Here is a 6,444-nt window from a genome sequence, read left to right as displayed (position 1 = left end):
ATACAAGAATTAATAAGGTATCAGATCTGAACATTCAGCAGCGCTTCATGTGGTTCAACGATCGCCCCTACAGGCTGATATAGCGTATCTCTCTGTTGCGATCGCCGCCCCAATGAATGAATGGCTGTTTGCAGATCGTCCACTTCCATGCAAGTTCCACCCTGTGCGCCTGCCATGGTCGTAATGTGTTCTTCCATCAGCGTGCCGCCGATGTCGTTGCAGCCCCAGGTGAGCGCTTCAGTTGCACCCGACAGCCCTAACTTGACCCAGCTCGGTTGATGATTCGGAATCCAATGGCCGAGAAACAGACGGGCGACCGCCATCAGCAAGAGAGCATCTGCCAGAATGGGCTGGTCGCGTCCGACTCGTCGCCGTAACGGTTTGGGTGCATCTTGCCCCACAAAGGGCAGCAAAATGAATTCTGTGATTTGAGCCGGATAGTTGCGATCGCTCGCCCGTTGTTGTAGCGATCGCAGCAAGCCAAAATGCCGCATTTGCTGTTCTGGCGTTTCAATATGTCCAGATAGCATTGTGCTGGTGCTGGGTAGCCCCAGACGGTGAGCCGTCTCTACAATTTCCAGCCACACCGCTGTATTAATTTTCTCAGGGCACAGGATTCGCCGTACCGAATCGTCCAGCACTTCCGCCGCCGTTCCCGGCATGGAACCAACCCCTGCGGCTTGTAAGGCTGCAATCACCTCAGCAAAGCTCAACCCGTCTTGCCGCGCAATAAATTCAACTTCCTGCGGCGAAAAGGCGTGCAAATGCAGGTGCGGAAACGCCTGATGAATTGCCTGAATCAACTGCGTGTAAAACGGTAACGCTGCTCCATCGCGCTTAGCGTTGGGGTTTAACCCCCCCTGAATACAAATCTCGGTAGCCCCACGCTGCACCGCATCGGCGGCTTTTTCAAGCATGATCGACTCATCCAGCCAGTAAGCGCCCTCATCCCCGTCATCTCGGCGAAAGGCGCAAAAGTTGCAGTGCTGCTCACAAATGTTGGTGAAGTTTAAGTTGCGGTTGATGACGTAGGTAACTGTATCTCCCGATTGCTGCTGCCGCAACCGATCTGCTGCTGCGCGAATGGCTGCGATCGCCCCTGCATCGGTTTGTTGCAGTAAAGCTACGCCGTCAGCCTCAGAGAGGTCTTGCCCTGATAAAGCGCGATCGAGAATTTGATCTACCGTTTGAGTCACCACAGCATCCTGGGAAGTACGTCTCTCTCTATTGTGAGCCAGGACGGGAGGAGAGGGAAGCAGAGATCGATCGTCTGCTGCCAGATGAGCGATCGCCCCTCCTCCCATCCCGATCATTTTTGGTAAAAACAACTATAATCATCAGAACACAACCTCCACTTCTTCGTTGCTGAGTACCCGATATGGTGTTTACCACCGTTCTACCAAAATCAAATTCCACCAAAACTTCCGAGTTGCCGTTTGACCTGTTTGCCGCCATTCAAGACCTGAAGCGAGAATTGAATGCCGTTGTTTTAGCTCATTATTACCAGGAGCCAGACATCCAGGATATTGCCGATTACATTGGCGATTCCCTGGGGTTGTCTCGTCAGGCTGCCGACACCAATGCTGATGTGATTGTGTTTGCGGGCGTTCACTTCATGGCAGAAACGGCCAAGATTCTCAACCCCGACAAACTGGTCTTGCTGCCCGATTTAGCAGCGGGCTGTTCTCTGGCAGACAGTTGCCCGCCCGCAGAATTTGCCGCCTTCAAGGCGGCTCATCCCGACCATCTCGTTGTGTCGTATATCAACTGCACGGCAGAGATCAAGGCCATGAGCGACGTTATTTGCACCAGTTCCAACGCGGTGACGATCGTGAACCAGATCCCAGCCGATCAGCCGATTATTTTTGCGCCCGATCGCAACCTGGGTCGCTATGTGATGGCACAAACCGGGCGAGATATGCTGCTGTGGCAGGGAAGCTGCATGGTGCATGAAACCTTTTCCGAAAAGAAGCTAGTGCAACTGCAAATCGAGCATCCCGATGCTGAAATTATTGCTCATCCCGAATGCGAACCGTCTGTGCTGCGCCACGCGAACTATATCGGTTCCACCACTGCGCTGTTGAACTACTGTCAGCACAGCTCAAAATCGAGCTTTATCGTGGCAACGGAACCCGGCATCATTCACCAGATGCAAAAGCAAGCCGCAAACAAACGCTTTATTCCTGCACCACCGTTGCACAACTGCGCCTGCAACGAATGTCCTCATATGCGCCTGAATACGTTAGAAAAACTGTATTTAGCCATGAAGAACCGCACCCCCGAAATCACATTGCCTGAGGAGACGCGGCTGGCGGCGTTGCAACCGATTCAACGCATGTTGGAACTGAGTTAGATCGGGCTGCACCAACAGTTTGCACAAACGAGTAGCGAGGTTTGAGCGTAGGTCTGCTCAAACCTCGCACTCTATTGACTAGTTTAGCCTTGCATAAACTCTTCGAGTTGTCGTGTCAGGCTATCGATGATGTTTTCTTCGCTATGCTCTCCGGCTGTTACTTCCGACTCAATTCGAGACACATCTTCTGGTGAAAAACCAAGCAGTTGCGCCAGTTTGTTGTAGGCGACGGCTTCTTCCTCGTTAATGATTTCTTCTCCGGGTGCCCGCGCACTGGACTGAATCACTTCATAACCAAGACGCAACACTAATTCCTTTTCCTCTTTGGTCTGCAATTTGGGCGTGAGTTCTTCTAACGGAATGTTTTGCATCAAATAGTCTTGCAGCTCTCGACTCAGATGATTCTTTTGAGCCGAGTCCTCAGAAAAAATACTGCTGAAGCGATCGAGCATAATTTCGACTTCTTCTTCAGCCAGGTTGCCATCAGACCATGCCATTGACGACACAATCCGCAGCAAATTCATCTGGCGTGGCGTAATTGAGGGGGGCGGGGGTGTTTGTAGAGCCATGAGTTTCTCCTACATGTTCGGGCTGCACGGATGAAGTTCTGCTGTTGTCAAGTAACCGTATCACAGAGAAAAAAGAGAACGCCGGAGCTTAAGGTTATTATTCGGAACAGGTTACAGTTTGTTATGACATCTCGATTCGGGTTGCCAGTGCCACGGATAAACCCCAAACCGTTAGCCCCTAGCTCGATATCTCTCGATTGGTAGATCAAGTTATTGCCGGAGATTCCGACTCTATTGGTTCGGTTCTAAGGCTGTTGATTTCTGGTGTCTCTGGGTATCGTCATAAATAGATGCAGGCATACGGCACTGTCCTTATCTTATTTATAGTTAAACTCTCGCCAAGGGAACTGTTAAATAAGTCTTGTCTGTACGTTCTGCTAGCTGTTAATTAGGGTGGATATTGTGTACAAATGGTACTTGCCAACCCTGAGTGAGGTGATAGCTCTCAGTGAGCCAGTGCAGGAGAGAGCCAATGGATCTCCTGCTCAGAGCCATGTACGGGCAGAAAGAGAATGGCGCGGCGCGATCGCTGCTCTAAACACACTATTGCAAGAAACCGTACAGAGAGAGCCAGACACGACTTCAGCCCCGGTACAAGACTGCACCAAGACCGATATTGATCCCAGCATTCAAGGACTGGTACTGTCGGGGCCGGCTCCTGTTTTAGACCAGTGCGAGTTGATTCAAGCCCTATCAGCCTGGACGTTTACCGTAGGGCCAGTGGGCAAAAATATTTGGATGCCCTTGCAGCTGTTGCCTGCGGCAGACGATTCAGCGGCAGTGAGTGGGGCTGAGGTGCCAACGTTGCCCTTATTGCCAAACGACCCCTTAGCGGCAGAGCAGTTTTGCTTGGTGCTAACGGCTGACTTTAGCCTGGTGATGGCTCTAGGCGAAGGCAGCGGCGAAAACTCGTCGTTTCTGTTTTCGTTTAATCCAGAAGTGGTGTGGCAAGCGTGGCGATCGCTCCAGTCTCGCCTGATGATGACCAGCTCACCGTCGCTCAACTATTTAGAAACGCTAACCAAGAAATTTACGCCAGTTGCGCCGCACTACCAAACGGTGATGCAATTCACTCGGCTGATTCTAAATCACTTGCCGGAACCGGCGGATTGGGAAACGAAGCGCGAGGGTAACTCTACCCCAGCGCGAGACACGGTGCTGGCGCTTAAAACCGAGCCTGCGACTCAACCTGCTTCAGCCGCCGCCAGCCGCATAGCCGATTGGCAGCAAGCCGTTGCCGAACGAAAAGCCGAGCGAGTGAAACCAAAAATGGGCAAAGTTGGGCAGGATCGGCTCGATAAGCTAACGCAGGTCAAACCCGGATCAGATACGGAGTTACTGCAAGCGATCGCCCATGAAGTGCGTACCCCACTTACAACCATTCGGACGCTAACTCGGCTGCTGTTGAAGCGCAAAGACCTGAACCCCGATGTGCTCAAGCGGTTGGACATCATCGATCGCGAATGCACGGAACAAATTAACCGCTTCAATCTCATCTTCCGAGCCGTTGAGCTGGAAACATCGGCAGTAAAGAGTCCTTTGATGCCGCTCACCCCCATTTCCTTGACCCAGGTGTTTCAGCAAAACGTGCCTCGCTGGCAGCAGCAAGCCAGTCAGCGGAGCTTAACGCTAGAAGTACTGTTGCCGCAAAAGTTGCCGATGGTAGTGGCCGACCCCACCATGCTCGACCAGGTGTTGACCGGGCTGATCGATCGCATTACCCACAGTTTGCCTCCCGGCAGCCAGATTCGGCTCCATGTTTCCCTGGCAGGGCATCAGCTCAAGCTTCAGTTTCAGTCTCAGCCGCAACAGTCGGACAGCGAAGCAGACTCGACCAAAGGCAGAGAAACTAGAGCCAGCTGCACACCCACGCTTAAATCCATCGGCCAGTTGCTGATGTTCCAGCCTGAAACTGGAAATTTGAGCCTGAATCTGTCGGTAACGAAGAACCTGTTTCAGGCGCTAGGCGGCAAGCTCATCGTTCGGCAAAAACCCCAGCAGGGGGAAGTGTTAACGATTTTTCTGCCCCTCGAAACTCGAACCAGCGAGGCGTAGACCGCTTCAAAGACCACCCAGTTTGGATGTAACCATCACCTGACATTTGCTGCATGGCAATCGACCTGGGGTGTTATTCTGAACTAACGGTTATTGCTGACTCAACCGCAGGGCGATCGTGCCACGATCGCGGTTTACCACGCCGAAGCGATGGGTTAAACCTGAATGCATAGGTGCAAGAAATCTAGCGTTTGGGGTAGGGCAGGGCTGTAGCGTTTTCTAGGGTGAACATGAAACTGGCAGCACGAATAGAGCAGGTATCCCCATCATTGACCTTGGCGATCGCTGCTAAAGCGAAGGCGATGAAGGCAGACGGCATTGATGTTTGCAGCTTTAGTGCAGGCGAACCCGATTTTGACACTCCAGACCACATCAAAGCTGCCGCTCACGCTGCGCTAGACCAGGGAAAAACGCGGTATGGTCCCGCTGCCGGAGAGCCGAAACTGCGCGAGGCGATCGCCCGTAAGCTCCAGGATGATAACGGTCTGTGTTATGGCATGGACAACGTGATTGTTACCAATGGCGGCAAGCAATCCTTGTTTAACCTGATGCTGGCCTTAATTGAGCCGGGAGACGAAGTGCTGATTCCGGTGCCCTACTGGCTCAGCTATCCAGAAATGGTAAAACTGGCGGGTGGAAAACCCGTTCTGTTACCGACCACCGTTGAAGACAGCTTCAAAATTACGGCTGACCAACTGCGGCAGGCTGTTACACCCAGCACCAAGCTGTTTATTTTTAACTCTCCCTCCAATCCAACGGGGATGGTTTACACGCCAGATGAAGTACGGGCGATCGCCGATGTGCTGGTGGAGAAAAATCTGTGGGTGGTGGCCGACGAAATCTACGAAAAGATTCTCTACGACGGTGCAAAACACCTCAGCATCGGTGCGGCAGGGCCTGAAATTTATGAACGCACCATTACCAGCAGCGGCTTTGCCAAAACCTATGCCATGACGGGCTGGCGGGTTGGCTTTTTAGCGGGGCCATCTCAAATTATTCAAGCGGTCACAACGATTCAAAGCCACAGCACCTCCAACGTCTGCACATTTGCCCAATATGGGGCGATCGCGGCCTATGAAGGGTCTCAAGACTGCGTTAAAACAATGGTGGGCGCTTTTGCCGAACGCCGAGAAGCGATGTATAACCACCTGAGCAGCATTCCTGGGTTAACCTGTCCCAAACCCTATGGCGCGTTTTACATGTTTGCCAACATCAGCAAACTGGGTATCCCGTCGCTAGATTTTTGTAACGATCTGCTGGATGGGCATCAAGTAGCTGCCGTTCCCGGCGTTGCCTTTGGAGCCGATGACGCGGTTCGGTTTTCCTATGCCACCGATATGGACACCATTAACAAAGGGATGGAGCGGTTATCTGCGTTTGTGCGATCGCTCTAACCGGGCAGTGTTGCCAGACCCAATAGCGGTAACGCCAACCCCTTGATGCCTGGAAGTAATATATAAAATTAAT

Annotated in this window: 5 protein-coding genes; 3 read left to right on the top strand and 2 right to left on the bottom strand. The window is 52.3% G+C overall.

Annotated elements, in window-relative coordinates; translation table 11 throughout:
• Positions 1-20 precede the first annotated feature (20 nt).
• Entirely contained in the window at positions 21-1,199 is a 1,179-nt protein-coding gene (gene cofH, locus IQ268_RS16205) for a 7,8-didemethyl-8-hydroxy-5-deazariboflavin synthase subunit CofH (protein WP_193881045.1), read from the bottom strand.
• A 182-nt stretch (positions 1,200-1,381) separates the two neighbouring features.
• Here cofH and nadA point away from each other — a divergent pair, with 182 nt between their 5' ends.
• Entirely contained in the window at positions 1,382-2,353 is a 972-nt protein-coding gene (gene nadA / locus IQ268_RS16200) for a quinolinate synthase NadA (RefSeq protein WP_370584669.1), read from the top strand.
• 83 nt (positions 2,354-2,436) lie between these two features.
• Here nadA and IQ268_RS16195 read toward each other — a convergent pair whose 3' ends face one another.
• On the bottom strand, positions 2,437-2,922 hold the full coding sequence (locus IQ268_RS16195) for a TerB family tellurite resistance protein (protein ID WP_193881028.1): 486 nt from the start codon (positions 2,920-2,922) through the stop codon (positions 2,437-2,439).
• Positions 2,923-3,324: 402 nt separating this feature from the next.
• Between IQ268_RS16195 and IQ268_RS33420 the strand changes: the two genes are divergently transcribed.
• Both IQ268_RS33420 and IQ268_RS16185 read left to right on the top strand, forming a co-directional pair.
• A complete protein-coding gene (locus IQ268_RS33420; RefSeq protein WP_339383356.1) occupies positions 3,325-4,977 on the top strand; it encodes a HAMP domain-containing sensor histidine kinase in 1,653 nt (550 codons plus the stop codon).
• A gap of 230 nt (positions 4,978-5,207) precedes the next feature.
• Entirely contained in the window at positions 5,208-6,371 is a 1,164-nt protein-coding gene (locus IQ268_RS16185) for a pyridoxal phosphate-dependent aminotransferase (protein ID WP_193881025.1), read from the top strand.
• The last annotated feature ends 73 nt before the right edge of the window (positions 6,372-6,444 follow it).

This window comes from Oculatella sp. LEGE 06141 (genome assembly GCF_015207605.1).
In the GTDB taxonomy this organism is placed as follows: domain Bacteria; phylum Cyanobacteriota; class Cyanobacteriia; order Elainellales; family Elainellaceae; genus Oculatella.
Note: the sequence above shows the minus strand (reverse complement) of the source record. Positions and strands in the feature narration are given on the sequence as shown.

Excerpts from the sequence above, each read along its gene's own strand:
- IQ268_RS16185 (WP_193881025.1), top strand. The coding sequence starts at position 5,208 with ATGAAACTGGCAGCACGAATAGAGCAGGTATCCCCATCATTGACCTTG.
- IQ268_RS16195 (WP_193881028.1), bottom strand. The coding sequence starts at position 2,922 with ATGGCTCTACAAACACCCCCGCCCCCCTCAATTACGCCACGCCAGATG.